Here is a 16,824-nt window from a genome sequence, read left to right as displayed (position 1 = left end):
GTCCCGCGGAACCACGGCTGTTGCCGCCGCGCCCGCGCCGGCGGGGTCTCCACCGGCGCGGGCGAGAAGTCGGGTGGCCGTCAGCCAACCGTCGGCGGCGCGGGGGTCGTCCTGGTCAGCGCGAAGGTCAGGCCGAGCTCCGCGGATGATCCCCGGTGCCATGCCGGCTCCGCCGTCTGCTCGACCGGTGCCTCCTGGAACACTGTGGCCAGGATCTCGTCGGCGACGGTCGCCGCGTGCTCACGCAACGCTGCCGCCGTCTCCTCCTTGGCGGCGACCCAGCGCAGCTCGACCCGGTCGGTGATCTCCAGCCCCGCGGCCCGCCGCGCGTCCTGCAGGACGCGCACCACGTCGCGGGCGAGCCCGGTCCGGGCCAGTTCCGGGGTGACGGTCAGGTCGAGGGCGACCGACAGGCCCGACTCACTCGTCACCGACCAGCCCTCGCGCGGTGTCTCGGTGACGATCAGATCCTCACCGCCGAGCTCGATGCGCTCGCCGTCCACGGTGACGGTCAGCCGGCCGTCCACCGGTGCCCCGGCGGTGGTGACGGCGGCGGCGACCGCCTTCGTGCGGTTGCCGAAGCGCCGTCCCAGCGCCCGGAAGTTCGGCTTCACGCTGATGTCGACGAGGTCCGAGGTCGCGGCCTCGACGGCGACGACGTTGAGCTCCTCGGCGATCTGCGCGCGCAGCTCCGCCGAGAGGTCGTCGAACGCCGAGGAGCCGACCACCGCACGCGGCAGCGGCTGACGGGTGCGCAGCCCGCTGGCGGCCCGGGCCGCGCGGCCGAGCTCGACGATCCGGCGCACGAGGTCCATCCGCTCGGCCAGGCCCGGCTCGACGAGGTCCGCCGGCAGCTGCGGCCACGAGGCCAGGTGCACCGAGTCCGGGGCGCCGGGCAGGATGCCGGCGAACAGCCGGGACCACAGCCAGTCGGTCAGGAACGGGGTGAACGGCGACATCACCCGGGTCAGGCCGTCCAGGCAGGTGTAGAGGGTGGCCAGCGCGTTCGGGTCGCCCGCCCAGAAGCGGCGGCGGGAACGCCGGACGTACCAGTTCGACAGGTCGTCCACGAAGCGGGCGATGCGGCGCCCGGCGCGCAGCGCGTCGAAGCCCTCGAGGGCGGCGTCCACCTCGGCGACGGTGTCGGCGAGCTCGGAGAGCGCCCACCTGTCCAGCACCGGGCGTTCGGCCGGGGCCGCGGCGCCCTCGCCCGACCCGTCGGCGCCGGTCGGGCACCAGTCCGCCGCGCCCGCGTAGAGCGCGAAGAACGACGCGGTGTTCCAGTAGGTGAGCAGGATCTTGCGGACGATGTCCTCGATCGACTCGTGGCTGACCCGGCGGTCCGACCACGGTGAGCCGCCGGCCAGCATCAGCCACCGGACGGCGTCCGCCCCGTGCCGGTCGAACAGGTCGAACGGGTCCAGCACGTTACCGACGTGCTTGCTCATCTTGCGGCCCTCGGCGTCGAGCAGCAGGCCCAGGCACAGCACGGTCTCGTAGGACGACCGGTCGAAGACCAGCGTGCCCACGGCCATGAGCGTGTAGAACCAGCCCCGGGTCTGGTCGATCGCCTCGCAGATGTACTGCGCCGGGTACTGCTTCGCGAACTCGTCGGCGTTGCGGTGCGGGGCGCCCCACTGGGCGAACGGCATCGCGCCGCTGTCGTACCAGACATCGATGACCTCAGGCACCCGCCGGGCGGTCTCCCCACAGGTGGGGCACGGCAGGGTCACGTCGTCGACGAACGGGCGGTGCGGGTCGAGCGTCGAATGGTCCGTGCCGGTCAGCTCGGAGAGCTCCGCCAGCGAGCCGACGCAGGTCAGGTGGGACGGGTCGGCCTCGCACCGCCAGACGGGCAGCGGGGTGCCCCAGTACCGGTTGCGCGACAGCGCCCAGTCGACGTTGTTGCGCAGCCACTCGCCGTAGCGGCCCTCGCGGATGCGCTCAGGGTGCCAGTCCGTCCGCGCGTTCTCGGCGAGCAGGCGCTCGCGGACGGCGGTCGTGCGGATGTACCAGGACGGCAGCGGGTAGTAGATCAGCGGTGTGTGGCAGCGCCAGCAGCGCGGGTAGCTGTGCGTGTAGGTCGCGGCCCGCCACATCAGGCCGCGCGCGGTGAGGTCCGCGGACAGCGGCGCGTCGGCGTCCTTGAAGAACAGCCCGCCGACCAGCGGGATCTCGGGCAGGAAACGCCCGTCCGTCCCGACCGGGTTGACGACGCCGAGGCCGTTGGCGCGGCAGACCGCGAGGTCCTCGGCGCCGAAGGCGGGTGCCTGGTGCACGAGCCCGGTGCCGTCCGTGGTCGTCACGTAGTCCGCCAGGACCACCGAGTGCGGGCGGGCGGATGTCCCGGCGCCCCGGCCGACGGCGGTCTTCCCCGCCGCCTCCTCGAAGCGCTCCAGCGCGATCAGCTCGAACGGCCGGGCATAGCGGGTGCCGGCGAGCTCGGCGCCGGTGAAGCGCTCGACGACCTCGGCGCCCTCGCCCAGGGCCGCGGTCAGCAGCGGCTCGGCGACGACGAGCAGTTCACCGCCGGCGGCCCGGGCCAGCACGTAGCTGACCTCGGGATGGACGGCGACCGCGGTGTTGGAGACCAGCGTCCACGGGGTGGTCGTCCACACCAGCAGGTGCGCGCCGTGCTCGGCCAGCCCGCGCGGGCCCTCGACGACCGGGAACCGCACGTAGACCGACGGGTCGTCGGTGTCGCTGTAGCCCTGGGAGACCTCGTGGTCGGACAGCGGCGTCTCGTCCCGGGGGCAGTACGGGGTGACCCGGAAGTCCTCGACGAGCAGGCCCTTGTCGAAGATCTGCTTGAGGGACCACCAGACGCTCTCGATGTACGAGGTGTCCATCGTCCGGTAGGCGCCGTCGAGGTCGACCCAGTAGCCCATCCGCTCCGTCATCGCGGAGAAGTCGGCCACGTGGCGCAGGACGGACTCGCGGCACCTCTCGTTGAACTCGGCGATGCCGTAGTCCTCAATGTCGCTCTTGCTGGTGAAGCCGAGTTCCTTCTCGACGGCGAGCTCGACAGGCAGGCCGTGGCAGTCCCAGCCCGCCCGGCGGGGCACGTGGTAGCCCTTCATCGTCCTGTAACGGGGGAAGAGGTCCTTGAAGACCCGCGCCTCGACGTGGTGGGCGCCCGGCTTGCCGTTGGCGGTCGGCGGGCCTTCGTAGAACACCCACAGCGGCCGGTCTGCGCCGGCCTGCAGCGAGCGGTGGAAGACCTTGGAATCCTTCCAGCGCTCCAGCGTCTCGCGCTCGAAGGCCGGCAGGTCGACCCGCGAGGGCAGTGGGCGGAACGCGGGCGTCGGGGCGTCGGGGGTACTCATCGTGGCTGGTCTCCGTCGGCGGTGGGGCACTCCGGCGGAGGGACGACACCTCGCCGCACACCGGCGTGGGCCGGTGGCTGCGCGAGGTACCGCGGTACCACCCTCCTTGCGCGCCCGGGTGCGCTCCGCGATCTCTCGTGGACGGCGACCGGGCGGCCACTCTTGTCATGCGGCGGCGGCCGGATCTACTGGGGGCTCACAGCCCTGTTCTCCCGGCGGCTCAGGGTGATCTTCACGGCGCGCTGGCCACCGGGCTCGCACCGCCCCCGGCTCGCTGCGACTGCGCCCGCCGCTACTCGTCCCGTCAAAGCCTTTCCGCGCTTCCAGCGTAGCCGACGGCCAACGGCGATCGCGGCCGCGGATCGCCGGCGGATCACCCCGGCACCCGTGCCTGGTACCGGGCGGGCACTCAGGCCGGGTCTCGGGTCGTGTCTCGGGCCGGTGGCCGGCCGGCGGGCGGGTGACCCGTGAGATCGCACCCGTACAGTGGTGTGTGTGGTGGCCGAGCCGGGGATGGACAAGGGCGTCCCGTACAGGAACACCCAGTACGGGAGCACCGTGAACGCCGGTGCGGCGGGAGTGGGTGCCCCGGGTGCCGCTGACGCGGGCGGCGGCGCCCCGAGCGGTGACGCCGCGGTCAGGCCCGACCGTGACCGCCTGGTCACCTCGCACCGTGCGGTGCTCGTCGTCGCGCTGACCGCGCTGTGTCTGATCGTCCTGGACATCGGCACGAAGCTGCTGGCCGTCGCCCAGCTCACCGGGCGCGCCCCGATCGAGATCATCCCCGGCGTGCTCGACCTGCGCCTGACCCGGAACTCGGGGGCCGCGTTCAGCCTGGCCGGCGGGGCCACGGTCATCCTCAGCCTGATCGCGCTGGCGGTCGTCGCGGTGGTCGTGGTCACCGCCAGGCGGCTGGCCTCCATCGGGTGGGCGTTCGTCTTCGGCGCGATGGTCGGCGGCGCGCTGGGTAACCTGATCGACCGGCTGTTCCGCGCCCCCGGGCCGCTGCGCGGGCACGTCGTGGACTTCGTCCACATCCACCACTGGCCCATCTTCAACGTCGCCGACTCGGCGATCGTCTGCGGCGGAGTGCTCGCGGTCATCCTCTCCCTGCGCGGCATCGGCCTCGACGGCACGCGCCTCTCCGCCGCCCCGCCACCCGACCCCGGGTCAGCGGAGCCGGCCGGACCATCCGGTCCGGCGGGGCCGAGCCACGCCGGCGGTCCCGGGCCCGGTGGCGCGTGAGCACGGCCGACACCGACCGGCGCTCGCTGCCGGTCCCCGACGGCCTCGACGGCATCCGCCTGGACGCCGCCATCGCCCGCATGTTCGGCCTGAGCCGCACGGCCGCCGCCACGCTCGTTGACGACGGCCAGGTGAGCGTCGACGGCCAGGTCCGCGGCCGCTCCGACCGGGTCAGCGGCGGCGCCTGGCTGGACGTAGCCCTCCCCGCCCCGCCCCGTCCGCTCACGGTGGAGCCCACCCCGGTCGGTGGCCTGCGCATCCTGCACGACGACGACGACATCGTGGTCGTCGACAAGCCGGTCGGCGTGGCGGCCCACCCGGCCCCGGGGTTCACCGGCCCGACGGTCATCGGCGCGCTCGCCGCCGCCGGCTACCGGGTCTCCACCTCGGGCTCGGCCGAGCGCCAGGGCGTGGTGCACCGCCTGGACGTCGGCACGACCGGGGCGATGGCTGTCGCGAAGAGTGAACGCGCCTACACCCTTCTCAAGCGGGCCTTCCGGGAACGCGAGGTGGAGAAGGAGTACCGGGCGGTCGTCCAGGGGCACCCGGACCCGCTGCGCGGGACGGTCGACGCCCCCATCGACCGCCATCCCCGCCGGCCCGGCCTGTTCGCCGTCGTCGCGGACGGCAAGCCCAGCGTGACCCACTACGACACCGAGGAGGCGTTCCGCGCCGCCTCGCTGCTGTCGGTGCGGCTGGAGACGGGCCGCACCCACCAGATCCGGGTGCACATGGCGGCGCTGCGGCATCCCTGCGTGGGCGACCTCGCCTACGGGGCGGATCCGACGCTGGCCCAGCGCCTCGGGCTGACCAGGCAGTGGCTGCACGCTGCCCGGCTCGCCTTCGCCCACCCGGCGGACGGCACCTGGGTCGAGTTCACCAGCCCCGATCCCGATGACCTGGCCGAGGCGGTGAAGCGGCTGCGCGACCAGACGTGAGGACGCCGGTGCCGGCGGACCCCGGCCCGCCTTCCGCGCAGTCCTCGAGCGAAGGCCCCGAGGCGGTCCGCGTGCCCGAGGAACCCGAGCCCGAGAAACCCACGCCCGTTGAACCCGCGGACGACGCCGCGGCGGTGACCGCCTCCGGCCTGCCGCCGGCCAGCGACCCCTCTGCCGGCGCCCCGCCTTCCGGCCACCAGCCTTCCGGCGACCCGCCCGCCGAGCACACGCCCGCGGGCGACCCGCCCGCTGCCGACGGTCCCTCGGGGGGCATTCCCTCGGTCGACGGTCCCTCGGGAGAGGACCCCCTGCGAGAGGGCATCCTGGACGAGGACCCCCTGGGCGGCTCTCCTCCGGACGACGGTGCTGCCGCTGATCCCTCAGCCGCCGATCCCGCGGATCCCACAGCATCCACCGGGTCCGCGGATTCCGCGGATTCCGCCGGGCCCACGACGTTCGTCCGGCCTACATCGGCCGCCGGGCCCGCGCCGTCCGCGGGGCCCGCTGAGCCCGCGGGTGACGTGCCCGGCGACGGCTCCCCGCCGGGCGGGTTGGGACGCTCCGTGATCCGACTGCTCGACCGGGTCGACGCCGCCGCCCTGCCGCCGGTCGGCCGGGTGCTGGAGTCGGTCGCCGGCGGCCTCGCCGGCGCACGCGACCGCCCTCGGGCGCGCCTGCGCCGCGCGTGGGCGGCACGCGTGGGCCCGTACGCCGACGGCGACGGCCCCCCGCCACCGGGCCGGGCCAGCGTCATCACCGGGCGCGCCCTCGAGGCCATCGGCCGGCTGCTCGTGCTCGGGCTGGTCGTGCTGATCGTCGTCGGTGCCGTGACCACGATGCTGCGCGGCGCCGATCCCTCGGGCAGCCATGCACCCGGCCCCGGTCCCGGCAACGCTCCGGCCGGGCCCGTCGAGCCCACGGTCACCGTCGGCCCGGCCGCGGGTGAGTCGCCCGCCGCGTACGCCGCCGAGGCCGAGGCGAAGCTGGACGGCCTGACCCGGGCGGCCCCGGACGCCGACCTCTACGCCGTCGTCAGCCTGGCCGGCTACCGCACGCCGGACGAGATGCTGCAGATCTTCACCGCCTACCGCACGCTCGAGGTGTTCTTCGGCGTCCCGCCGGACGGGGCGGTGATGGCCGCCACCGTCCGCGACCCGGTCGCGGACCTCACCGCCGCCTTCGACAGCGAGGCCGACGCCGCCGACACCCGCGCGCACAGTGCCACGGACCCCGCCGAGGCCGAGCACGCGCGGCAGGAGGCCACGGCGCTGCGCGCGCGGTGCGGCTGCCTGTTCGGCGCGGTCGTGCGGGCGCCGGCGGCCCGGCTGGTCGACCTCGGACACATCGAGGGGGTGCGGGTCGTCGACCCGGCCCCGCCCGGCATCTCCCCGGAGACCGTGCGCTTCCTCCCGCTGCAGCCCGACCAGCGCTGAGCGGGCGCCCGCGGTCCCGGGTGCCGTGGGCCGGGTGCCGTGGGCCGTGGGCCACGGGTGCTCCCACCCCCCGAGGTGCCCACCCGGCACGTTGGGGGCGGGCACGGCCGGGCGGCGAGGCCCCCGCCACGCCGCGCGTGGGGAGCCGCCGACCGCCGCGATCGGCCCGGCACGGCGGCCGTCAGGAGGGTCGTCTTCCACCGCCCCACCGGGACAGGGCAGGATTGCACCAGGTCCATGGGACGTCCACCGGTACGGCCGGGCGGCGGGGACCTGACCGGCGGCCGTGCGACGGACGGCCCGCCTGATGACGAAGGGGGCACTCGGGTGAGGTTGGCCAGGGGCACCCGGGAGGTCTTCGACGCGGAAAGCCTGCTCGAGGAGTACCTGGGACCACGCAAACGGGGACTGCGGTACGCGTACCCCTACTACGACGGGCTCGTCACCAACGGCGACCCGGACCTGCTGTGCACGGGTGATCTGCTGTCGCCCTGTCTGCTCGGTGTGAACGTGGACCTCGACCGGATGCACACGCTGACCGCGCTGACCCCGCTGCTGCAGCGGGCGCTGGACCGGCTCCCCCCGGGGATCGAGTTGATCGAGGCGGACGAGGTGACCCTCGACCTGGTCGCGGCCCTCTACGACCCGCTGGACGACCCTGACGTCGCGGACCGGGACGTCAAGGGCTCGCTGATCGCCAAGGTGCTGCACCGCAAGCGCCCGGCGCTGGTGCCCCTGTTCGACTCGAAGGTGCGGATCTTCTACCAGCACGAGGACTGCGTCCCCCCGTCGCCGCGCGACGGCCGGTCGTGGCGGGAGTACATGCAGCTGCTCGTCCGCGCCATGCAGTACGACCTGCGGGAGAACGCCGACGAGTTCCGCCGGCTCACCGGCCTCGTGCCGCCGGGCGGCCCGGCGGTGACCCCGTTGCGCATCCTCGACATCGTCGTCTGGATGAGCAGCGCGGTCTGATCCCGGCCGTCCGATGGCATGGCGCGAGGCGGTGGGAGGGGAGCTCCGGGTGCGTGACCCCGCTGTCACACCGGGGGTAGATGTCGCCGGTGTGACGTCGGCGGCATCGGCCCCCGGCCTCCGCTCGGCGTGTCGGCTGCGAGAATGGCAGCCGTGCTGAGCTACGCCGTGCGTGGCCTCACCCGGCGGCACGGCGCCGGGGAGTGCGCCGTCCTCGCGAACGACCGGATCGACCTCGACGTCCGTCCGGCCGAGGTCTTCGGCGTGCTCGGTCCGAACGGCGCCGGCAAGACCACCCTCGTCCGCCAGCTCATGGGCCTGCTCCGCCCCGACACCGGATCGATCACGATGTTCGGGCACGACGTCGTCAGCCGTCCCGGAACCGCCGCCCGGATGGCGGCCTACCTGGGCCAGGACGATCTCGCGCTGGCCGAGCTGCCGGTGGGCGTCGCGGTGGAGACGACCGCGCGGCTGCGTGGCCTGTCCCGGGCGGGTGCCCGCCGGGAGCGCGACGAGGTGATCGAGGAGCTCGCCCTGGGCGAGGTGGTGAACCGCCCGCTCGGCCGCCTCTCGGGCGGCCAGCGCCGGCTCGCCTGCGTCGCGGCCACCCTGGTCGGCGAGCGCCCGGTGCTCGTGCTCGACGAGCCGACGACCGGCCTCGACCCGGTGGCCCGCCGTTCGGTGTGGACGGCGCTGGAGCGCCGCCGCTCCGCGCGCGGCACCACGGTCGTGCTGATCACACACAACGTGCTGGAGGCCGAGACCGTGCTGGACCGGGTGGCCGTGCTCGACGCGGGCCGGGTGATCGCCTGCGACTCGCCGGGCCGGCTCAAGGCGTCGGTCTCCGACGACGTCCGGCTGGACCTGGTCTGGCGGCACGACCCGCCGGTCGACGACCCGACCGTGGCCCGACTCGCCGCCACGGCGCGGGTGACCGGCCGCCGATGGACGACCCGGCTGGCCCATGCCGAGGCCAGGGACGCCCTCGGTCGCCTCACCACGGGGCCGGCGTTCGCCGCCCTGGACGACTTCAGTCTCGCGACTCCGTCGTTGGAGGACGTGTATCTCACTCTCGGCGGAACCTGCCGTGATCTGGAGCGGACATGACCCTGACGACGCCTCACCCCGCCACCCCCGCGGGTCCGGCCGGCCTGCCGCCCGCGATGGGTGTCGGGGTGGCCGCCGTGCCGCCTGAGGACCGCTCACCCGGTGGTGCGGGCGGGAAGACGGGCAGGCGGAAGGCCGGCAGGAAGGGCCGGGCAGCCGCCGGATCCGGCGGGGCCGCGGCCGGGGCCGACGCCGAGGAGGCGCCCGTGCCGCTGCCCCCGCCGACCGCCTTCCCGGCGGCGGTGTCGGCCGTCTACCGGGGCCAGCTGGCCCGCGCCCGGGTGGCCCGGGTGCCGCTGCTGTTCGTCGCCGCGTTCCAGTCCCTGGGGATCATGATCCTGCTGCGGGGCATCGTCGACGTCGGCGACAACTCCGCGGCGGCCTCCGTCGTGGCCGGCTCGACGGTGCTCGTCGTGGCCTTCGTGGCGCTCAACCTGCTCGCGCAGCGGTTCGGGGCCCTGCGCGCGGCCGGGGCGCTCGACTACTACCTGACGCTGCCCATCCCCGGCGCCGCGGTGGTGCTCGGCACGGCCGCGTCGTACGCGACGTTCGCGGTGCCGGGCACGGTCGTCACCGTGGTGGTCGGCTCGCTCCTTTACGGGCTGCCGATGGGCGGCCTGTGGCTGCTGATCCCGGTGACGGTGCTCGCCGGGGCCAGCCTGGCCGGGATAGGCGCGGCGATCGGCCTGCTGGCGCCGAAGCCGGAGCTGGCCACGGTCGCCGGGCAGCTCGGCATGAGCGTGGTGCTCTTCCTCGGGGTGATCCCCGCCGACCGGCTGCCCGGCATCGGCCGGCTGGCCCGTGATCTGCTGCCCAGCAGCTACGCGGTGGACGCGCTCGCCGAGGGCTTCGCTCCGGCGGTGGACTGGGTGCACGTGACGGTCGATCTCGCGGTCTGCGCGGCGGTCGCAGCGGTGGCGCTCGTCGTCGCCGTGCGGTCGCTGCGGCACGCCGGCCGGTCCTGAGCGGGCATCCGGGCATCGCGGCCGCTTCAGTGGCGTGGCGGGCGCGGCCGTGGAGAAGGCGGGTACGGTCGACCCCCGGGCTTGGCGTCGACGGCGGTCGACTCGCCCCCCGGGGCTCCGGGTAGGTGGACCGGTACGGCAGGCGAGGAGACGGACGGGTCGTGGCAGAGTGGCCGGGCGACAGCCGGGGCGCGCGGGCGTGCTCCCGTCCCGAGGCGGAGCCCGAGACCGGCGGCATCGCCGAACCCCGCGGTATGACCGAAGCCGGGGAGCCGGCCGGGTATCCGGCGGTGGAGCCGCCCGTGGAGCCGGCGGTGGCGGAGCCGATCACCAGCCGGGTGGGGCTGCTCGCCGGGCTCGTGTGCGCACTCGCGATGCTGCTGGTCGGCCCGCTGCTGGGCCTGCTCTGGTCGGTCAGCGCACCCCGGCTCGACGTCCAGGCGGTGCTCTCTGGCGCGATGTCGGTGTTCGGGGTGCAGAGTACGATCGACGCCTACTTCGCCATGATCTGCGCGGTCGCGGGGCTCGTGGGCGGGCTGGTCGCCTACCTGCGCGCGGCGGACGCGGGCTGGCCGGTGCCGATCGGCCTCGCCGCCGGCGGGATCGGCGGCTCGCTGCTCGCCGGCTGGGTCGGGCACCTGCGCCGCTCGGGCCAGGTGCTGGACGCGCTGCCGCCCAACGCCACCCCGCTGTTGCGCGACCTGGTCGACTTCCAGGTGCGGGCCACTGGGCTCTACCTCATCCTGCCTGGTGTCGCGCTGCTCGTGCTGTCGGTGGCGCTGTGGGCGGGCGGCACCGCGCCCGGATGGCCCCGGCGGCGCTGATCGTACGCCTTCAGTGACCGTGCGTGGTCAGTTGGAGCTCGGCTTGATGCGACTCAGCTCGTTCGAGCCCACGGTGGTGATCCGTTCCAGCAGGCCCAGCTCGCGGCGCAGCAGCGCCCGCTCGGCCCGGAGCCTGGTCGCGGCGTCGGGCGCGGCCAGCAGCCCCTGCCGCTCGGTGATGTCGGTAACCATGGCGGCAGCCACCAGGTAGGACAGCGCGGTCGGGTCCGTCGGCAGGTCGGGCAGCTTGATCTCGACGGTGCCGCTCGCGGCGAGCCGCTCGGTGTACTCGCGCAGCAGCCGGGCCACCACCGCGGTGTTGGTGGTCGCGTCGGCCTCGTCACCGACCGGGTCCGTCATGAAGTCGACGTCCCCGACGAGGTAGGGGCGGTCGCCCTCGTCGACGGAGCGCACGCGGAAGCGCGGGCCGCCGACGGTCACGATGGAGAAGCGCCCGTCCGGGTGCGCCTCGACGCGGCGCAGCAGCGCCGCGCAGCCGACCTCGTGGATCATGGGGACGGCCGGGCCGACCTCCCGGCCTCGGCGGATGGCGACGACCCCGAACTGGCGGGTCTCGGTGTCGGGGATCTCGAGCAGCTCGCGGATCAGTACGCGGTAGCGTTCCTCGAAGATCTCCAGCGGCATCAGCAGACCTGGAAGTAGGACGGTGCCGAGTGGAAACAGTGGCAGGCGCTCACCCATCCGTCTCCCTCACCCCCTTCGCCGGAGCGTCACCGACCCGTTGCGCGGGCCCGTATGCTCCCAGCCTGTCCTGTACCGGCCGCCGCGTCCATCCGCGTTGGTGGTGTCGGCTGTCATTACGGGGGTGGTGGCGATCACGGCGGGGGAGCGGTTGCGCGGGCGCGAGCCCGCAGGACGGAGGACGCGGGTGCCTGATCAGAACCGCGACGGTACGTGGGGGACCGAGCGCGAGCTGCTCCTCGTGCTGGGGCCCGATCCCGAGGCGGCCCGGGCCGTGCTCGACCTGGTCGCCGGCTGGGGTCAGGTGACGTCCCGGCTGCCACCGCGGCTCGCGCTCGTCGTGCTGCCCGCGGACCGGATCGGTGCGACCGGTGAGCTCGCCGGGGTCGTCGCCGTGCTCGAGGCGGACGTCCCGCCGGCGCTGCGCGAGACGCTCGCCCCCGAGGAGGGGCTGTTCGTCGACGGCTGGCTCGCCCGCGGCCGGAGCAAGCCGACCCGCCCGGGGGAGGGCCGGCGGTGGGACGATCCCGCCGCTCCGGGCGAGCCGCCCCGCTGACCGGAGTCTGACGGCCCGCCCCGCCGGTGGGTCAGAAGACGCGGCGCGGCGCCGACCACACGGCCGCGGCGCCTGAGCGGTACAGCAGGTACAGCCGGTTCGCGACCCGGGCCAGCACCTCGAGGTTCCCGTCGTAGTTGCTCTGGATCATCGAGACGGCGTCCACATGCCCGAGTTCCGCTGCGAACGGGCGGGGGCCGCTCCACACCGGGTCGGCGCGGTTGTTGTCGCGGAAGAAGTGGATCAGCCCGGTTCCGGCGGACGGCACCACGACCTCGAAGTTGCGCGCCCCCGGGAACACGCTCTGAATCAGCGCCGGGTTGCCGGACGCCCCCTCGGCGAAGATCCCGCCGGTGCGCCAGACGGCTGCCTGGTCGCGCGTCAGGTGCACCAGTCGGGTGCCGACCAGGGCGACGGCCTCCAGCATCCCGGCCCCGCCGCCCAGCGTCCCGTGGATCAGGCTGACCGCGTCGACCCGTCCCAGGTTGGCCGCGAACAGCTTCGGCGCGCTCCACGGGTAGCCGTAGACGTCGTGGTTGCGCCACATGTGCATGATGCCGACATCAGCGGCCGGGGCCAGCAGCTCGAAGTTGCCCTTGCCGCCCAGCCTGCTCTGCACCAGCGACGGGACGCCGCCGACGCCCTGGGCGAGCTGGACGGGCGCGCGCCACTGGAACGCCCCGGTGCTGTCCCGCCACAGGAAGAACAGCCGCGAGCCCACGCGGACGGCCACCTCCAGCGGGCCCGGGTTCGCCAGGGTGCTCTGCACCATCGTCACCGCGTCGACGCGGCCGAGGGCCTGCGCGGTCTGCCATGGGTCCCGCCACGGTGCGCCGGCGGCGTCGTTGTCCCGCCAGACGTGGGTGAGGCCGGCGTAGGCCGACGGCGCGACGACGTCGAAGTTGCCCCGCACGCCCAGGCCCTTCGCCTGGAGGAGCACCGGGTTGCCGCTCACGCCGTGGCCCCAGCCGATGTGCGCGGGCGTGTACCGGCACAGGGCGAACGTGTTGGCGCGCATCAGGCAGTCGACCGGCGCCGGCGCGCAGGAGTCGCAGTTGCCGTTGGGTACCCCGTACCGACCCCAGCTCCCGCCGCAGTCGCAGCCGGCGCCGCCGTACTCGTCCGGCGCCCCGAAGATGTGGCCGGTCTCGTGCGCGAACACGCGGTCGATGTTGTCCGGGCCCCAGCCGTCGGCGTCGGCGGCGAGCACCATCCGCGGGCCGCCGACCGACGCGTAGGCGAAGTGGCCGAGCGGGTACTTCGTGACGAACGCGCAGTAGGCCCACCGGGTACGCAGCCGGGCGCGCAGCGCCTCGACATAGTCGTAGACACCGTCGAAGTTCGCCGCGTAGCCGAGCCGGCTCATCGTGGGGTCGCGCCAGAGGGCCTCGAGGTCGTTCGCGGACGGGTTGGCGGGGGTGGGCAGCCGGACGATCTGGATGTCGTAGCTGAACGTCAGCTCGGCCGCCGGGTTCTGCGTCGCGTACCAGGACAGGCCGTTCTGCACCTCGGCCACGATCTTCGTGCGTTCCGCGGCGGAGAGCTGCAGGGCCGGCGTCGGCCCCTCGACGAGGATGAGCCCGACCGCGACGGAGCCCTCCAGGTAACTGCTGAGCGCTCCGGCGGACGGCGCTCCGGCCGTGCCCGTCCCGACCGCGCCCGAGGGCGACCCGGTCGCCTCCGGTCCCGAGGCGTCCGATCCGAGCCCGTTGAGCAGCGAGCGCACGGTGGGTGCGAGCGGGGTGGCGCCTGGGCCCGCAGAGCCGCGCGGCGGGGCGATGTCGGTGCACGGCCGGTTCATGTCCCAGGGCGCGGCGTCGCGCGGCCGCGAGCGCTTGCGCCGGCGGTAGTCGTCCCCCGCGCGCAGGCGGAACGCCTCGACCCCGAGCGCCTCGGTGCGGTCCAGCCCGCCGGGCAGGCTCAGCGTCGACACGACGGTCCCGTCCACCGGGGTGGTGCCGGCGGAGACCCCGCGAGCGGTGGCCACGGCCGCGGTCGCCAGCGGCCGGCCCACCACCCGGACGCGGCCGTAGCGGTGGATGGCGCGCTCACGGTGGCGGGGGTCCTCGGTCACGTCCTGGGCACCGGGGTCACCCGGGCCGCTCGGGCCGGAGATCTCGGACGGGCCGGCGCCACCGGTTCCGCCGGAGCCACCGACGTCGCCAGCGGAACCATCCGGGAGCTCACCCTCAGCGCCACCGGCGGCGTTTCGCGACAGACCGACCAGGCCGCGCCGCGCGTCGGCCTCGGGGTCGGGGTCATCCAGCGTGATGAGGATCCGCTCGTCGGCCGGTACGTCCCCCGCCATGGCTAATCGGGTGTCCTTTCGTAGAGAATGCTCTGCGGAGTTGTATCGCGTTGCGTCGACGTTGTTGTCGGATTCCTGGTGATGGCAGCGACTACCCGCGGCACGAGCACGCTTGCTCGCGCCGTTGTCAGCTCTGTGTGCCGCCGAAGGCAACCGGATGTGTGCCGCCGGGGGTGGCCGGGTGTCGCGCCGAAGACGACCGGTGTCCCGCCGAGGACGCTCGCGTGCCGCCGAGGGCGTCTGGGTGCGGGGCGCTACTGGGGCAGTCGCTGCCCGGGGTTGAACGCCGGCGGCGCCGGCGCCGCCGGGGGGCCCTGCTGCCAGGATGTGCCGACGGCGAGCCGCTCCGGCGCCGCCATGGCGTCGGCGACCTTGCCCATCAGCGCCTCCACCAGCCGTACGGCCTGCGGGGTCGCCAGGTTCAGGACGATCTCCGAATCCCCGGCGATCTGGAACCGTACCGACACGTCAGCCATTACTCGAGCTCCTTCTCCACGGCGTGGTAACCCCGTGCGGACGTCCTACGCCAGGGGTGACGTTACGGGTCATGCCGGGATGAAGTGACGGCACCCGGTCCGGAACCGGCGCGATGGTCACCGGTCGACCCGGCCGGCTGACCGTCTGCTGACCATCCGAGTAGGGTCGCGGGGATGACCTCCGTTGGTGCGACGGTCCGTGACTGCGTCTCCGTTCTCGAAGCATGCTTCCCGCCGGCCTGGGCGGAGTCGTGGGACGCGGTGGGCCTCTCGGTCGGTGACCTGGACGCCCCCGTGACCGACGTCCTGTTCGCGGTCGACCCGACGCCCGCCGTCGCCGCCGAGGCGGCGAGTGGCTCCCAGCTGCTGGTCACGCACCACCCCCTGTTCCTGCACGGCGCGCACACGGTCGCCGAGACGACCGCCGGCGGGCGAGTGGTGGCGACCCTGGTCCGGGCCGGTGTCGCGCTGTTCACCGCGCACACCAACGCCGACGTGGCCGACCCGGGCGTCAGCGACGCGCTCGCCGCTGCGCTCGGCCTGCGAGAGGTCCACCCGCTGGCAACGGGATCGACCGGCGCGGGGGCCCGCGCCGACGCGCGGGCCCGCGGGCGGACCGACGCCGGCACCGAGTGCCGCGGCCTGGGCCGGGTCGGCGTCCTGCCGGCCCCCGAGCCGCTCGGCGCCTTCTGCGAGCGGGTGGCGCGGGCCCTGCCGGCGACCGCCGGCGGCGTGCGGGCGACCGGTGCGGCGGACCGGCGGGTCCACCGGGTGGCCGTGTGCGGGGGCGCGGGCGGCGAGCTCGCCGGCGCCGCCGCGGCGGCCGGGGCGGACGTCCTGGTGACCGCGGACGGCCGGCACCATCACACCCTCGACGTGGTCGGTGCCCACCCGCTCGACGTCGTCGACGTGGCGCACTGGGCCAGCGAGTGGCCCTGGCTCGCCGGCGCCGCCGACCGGCTGCGCGCCGGCCTCGCGGCCCGGGGACGTACGGTGAGCACCTCGGTGTCCACACTCGTCACCGATCCCTGGCAGCTGCATGTGAGCGCCGCGCCCACGTGGCGCGAGCCCGCCACCGGCCTGCCAGTCCCATCCCATGCGCCCGGCGCACGCCGGGAAGAAAGGCTCTAGGCGAGGAGTCCATGAAGGCCGATCCCGCAACCCAGCTTCGCCTCCTCGACCTCCAGGCGCTGGACACCGCGCTCGACCGGCTCGCCGTGCGCCGCCGCGGCCTGCCTGAGCTCGCCACCATCGCCGAGCGTTCCGAGGCCCTCGACCGGCTCGACTCGGACATCGTCCGGGTACGGACGGAAATCGCCGACATCGGCCGTGCCCAGCAGAAGCTCGAGAACGAGATCGAGCTCGTCCGCGGTCGCGCCGACCGCGACCGCGCCCGGCTCGAGTCCGGTCAGGTCGCCAACCCGCGCGAGCTGGAGAACCTGCAGGCCGAGCTCGCCTCGCTGGCCCGCCGGCAGGGCGTCCTCGAGGACGAGGCCCTCGAACGCATGGAGGCCGTCGACGCGCTGGAGAGCCGGCTGGCCGGCCTGGTCGCCGAGCAGGAGCGGGTCGCCGCCGAGCGCCGGGCCGCCGAGGAGCGGCGCGACGAGCAGTTCGGCGAGATCGACACCGAGGCGGCGAAGTGCCGCGCCGAGCGTGACGCCCTCGCGCCGGTCCTGCCCGAGCCGCTGGTCGTCCTGTACGAGCGGGTCCGCAGCTCCTCCGCCGGGGTGGGCGCCGCCGCGCTGGTCCGCCGCCGTTGCCAGGGATGCCACCTGGAGCTCTCCGGCGGGGACCTGCGCGCCGTGGCCGCCGCCCCGGCCGACGAGGTCGTGCGGTGCGAGGAGTGCCGCCGCATCCTGGTCAGGACGGCCGAGTCCGGGCTGTGACCACCCGCTGACATCACGCGTCCGGCCGTCCGCTGTCCACATCGCCGAGCGGCCGGTAAAGTCTTCTATCCCCCCGAGGGGTGACT

Annotated in this window: 14 protein-coding genes; 10 read left to right on the top strand and 4 right to left on the bottom strand. The window is 74.6% G+C overall.

Translation table 11 applies throughout. From position 1 onward, the window contains the following. Window positions 1-80: 80 nt before the first annotated feature. Window positions 81-3,326 (bottom strand): isoleucine--tRNA ligase, encoded by a 3,246-nt coding sequence (ileS, locus tag FRANEAN1_RS24955; RefSeq protein WP_020462562.1) that lies wholly within the window; start codon window positions 3,324-3,326, stop codon window positions 81-83. Between the two features lie 495 nt (window positions 3,327-3,821). On the opposite strand from ileS, the gene lspA reads away from it, so the two are divergent. The 7 genes from lspA (at window position 3,822) to FRANEAN1_RS24920 (ending at window position 10,810) form a co-directional block, all read left to right on the top strand. After that, entirely contained in the window at window positions 3,822-4,571 is a 750-nt protein-coding gene (lspA, locus tag FRANEAN1_RS24950; RefSeq protein ID WP_347176751.1) for a signal peptidase II, read from the top strand. Next, on the top strand, window positions 4,568-5,509 hold the full coding sequence (locus FRANEAN1_RS24945) for an RluA family pseudouridine synthase (RefSeq protein WP_020462560.1): 942 nt from the start codon (window positions 4,568-4,570) through the stop codon (window positions 5,507-5,509). Before lspA ends, FRANEAN1_RS24945 begins: the two co-directional genes overlap by 4 nt. A gap of 71 nt (window positions 5,510-5,580) precedes the next feature. After that, window positions 5,581-6,942 (top strand): hypothetical protein, encoded by a 1,362-nt coding sequence (locus FRANEAN1_RS44035; protein WP_347176750.1) that lies wholly within the window; start codon window positions 5,581-5,583, stop codon window positions 6,940-6,942. A gap of 327 nt (window positions 6,943-7,269) precedes the next feature. Continuing rightward, on the top strand, window positions 7,270-7,914 hold the full coding sequence (locus tag FRANEAN1_RS24935; protein WP_020462558.1) for a DUF6308 family protein: 645 nt from the start codon (window positions 7,270-7,272) through the stop codon (window positions 7,912-7,914). A 144-nt stretch (window positions 7,915-8,058) separates the two neighbouring features. Then, the gene (locus tag FRANEAN1_RS24930; protein ID WP_020462557.1) at window positions 8,059-9,021 is read left to right on the top strand and encodes an ABC transporter ATP-binding protein; all 963 of its coding nucleotides are present in this window, start codon (window positions 8,059-8,061) and stop codon (window positions 9,019-9,021) included. Beyond that, complete coding sequence (locus FRANEAN1_RS24925; protein ID WP_041254783.1) at window positions 9,018-9,986, top strand: ABC transporter permease; 969 nt, start codon at window positions 9,018-9,020, stop codon at window positions 9,984-9,986. Before FRANEAN1_RS24930 ends, FRANEAN1_RS24925 begins: the two co-directional genes overlap by 4 nt. Before the next feature lie 161 nt (window positions 9,987-10,147). Next, on the top strand, window positions 10,148-10,810 hold the full coding sequence (locus tag FRANEAN1_RS24920) for a hypothetical protein (RefSeq protein WP_020462555.1): 663 nt from the start codon (window positions 10,148-10,150) through the stop codon (window positions 10,808-10,810). 27 nt (window positions 10,811-10,837) lie between these two features. On the opposite strand, the gene FRANEAN1_RS24915 is transcribed toward FRANEAN1_RS24920, so the two are convergent. Then, window positions 10,838-11,512 (bottom strand): LON peptidase substrate-binding domain-containing protein, encoded by a 675-nt coding sequence (locus FRANEAN1_RS24915; protein WP_020462554.1) that lies wholly within the window; start codon window positions 11,510-11,512, stop codon window positions 10,838-10,840. A gap of 187 nt (window positions 11,513-11,699) precedes the next feature. Between FRANEAN1_RS24915 and FRANEAN1_RS24910 the strand changes: the two genes are divergently transcribed. Next, window positions 11,700-12,068 (top strand): hypothetical protein, encoded by a 369-nt coding sequence (locus FRANEAN1_RS24910; RefSeq protein ID WP_020462553.1) that lies wholly within the window; start codon window positions 11,700-11,702, stop codon window positions 12,066-12,068. A gap of 31 nt (window positions 12,069-12,099) precedes the next feature. On the opposite strand, the gene FRANEAN1_RS24905 is transcribed toward FRANEAN1_RS24910, so the two are convergent. Then, window positions 12,100-14,376 carry a hypothetical protein gene (locus FRANEAN1_RS24905; RefSeq protein ID WP_041254782.1) on the bottom strand — a complete coding sequence of 759 codons (2,277 nt, stop codon included), beginning with the start codon at window positions 14,374-14,376 and terminating at the stop codon, window positions 12,100-12,102. Between the two features lie 254 nt (window positions 14,377-14,630). Beyond that, window positions 14,631-14,852 carry a hypothetical protein gene (locus FRANEAN1_RS24900; RefSeq protein ID WP_020462551.1) on the bottom strand — a complete coding sequence of 74 codons (222 nt, stop codon included), beginning with the start codon at window positions 14,850-14,852 and terminating at the stop codon, window positions 14,631-14,633. Window positions 14,853-15,026: 174 nt separating this feature from the next. Here FRANEAN1_RS24900 and FRANEAN1_RS24895 point away from each other — a divergent pair, with 174 nt between their 5' ends. Together FRANEAN1_RS24895 and FRANEAN1_RS24890 are read left to right on the top strand one after the other, a co-directional pair. Continuing rightward, window positions 15,027-15,983, top strand: a complete 957-nt coding sequence (locus FRANEAN1_RS24895) for a Nif3-like dinuclear metal center hexameric protein (protein WP_020462550.1) — start codon at window positions 15,027-15,029, stop codon at window positions 15,981-15,983. Between the two features lie 11 nt (window positions 15,984-15,994). Beyond that, a complete protein-coding gene (locus FRANEAN1_RS24890; protein ID WP_020462549.1) occupies window positions 15,995-16,738 on the top strand; it encodes a C4-type zinc ribbon domain-containing protein in 744 nt (247 codons plus the stop codon). Window positions 16,739-16,824 lie beyond the last annotated feature (86 nt).

The organism is Parafrankia sp. EAN1pec (assembly GCF_000018005.1).
Taxonomy (GTDB): Bacteria; Actinomycetota; Actinomycetes; order Frankiales; family Frankiaceae; genus Parafrankia; species Parafrankia soli.
The sequence above is the reverse complement of the archived record's forward strand: the minus strand, read 5'-3'. Positions and strand labels throughout refer to the sequence as shown.